Annotated in this window: 1 protein-coding gene; it reads right to left on the bottom strand. The window is 44.6% G+C overall.

Annotated features, from left to right (window positions below; genetic code table 11):
• Window positions 1–222 precede the first annotated feature (222 nt).
• The coding region (locus tag ACFQEU_RS18170; RefSeq protein ID WP_379784444.1) for a translocation/assembly module TamB domain-containing protein at window positions 223–502 on the bottom strand (280 nt) is incomplete at its 5' end.

A 502-nucleotide genomic window follows, 5' to 3' on the forward strand; every position in this document is an offset into this window, starting at 1 on the left:
CGATGGAGGAAAGCAAGTAAAGTGGGCCATCGGCAAGCGCTGAGATAAGTCGCGCCATTTTCTGAAACATCGAATGCCGTAAAAAGGCGTTAACCATTAGAAAAAATCTAATGTCTGCATGATTTAGAAACAACAGGGTATTTTTCATCATGGCTAACATTTTTGGCTAGGGCCATGACGAATACATGACAGCGCCATGAAGATTAGATGACAATAACGCTTCTATTGAATCGGTACTGACTCGCTAACAGGGGCCTTTTTTTCCTTCTCCGGGGGCTTAGAATCCCATCGATAGGTTAAATCGATGGCCTGTGAATCGCCCGAGGTGGTTTCGATTCCCAACTGATCAGAAATCTTATACTGCACCACAAAATTTCCCGCAGCACCTAACAGGCCATAAACATATTTGACGTACAATTTTTCGGTAAGTCGTTTACCCGCGGCGATGGAGCTGCCACCATCATTGCCGTCTTCAACCGTAATATCTGAAATGCCAAATTCG

Origin of the sequence: Halorubrum tibetense, assembly GCF_042661865.1 — an archaeon.
GTDB classification, from domain to species: domain Archaea; phylum Halobacteriota; class Halobacteria; order Halobacteriales; family Haloferacaceae; genus Halorubrum; species Halorubrum tibetense.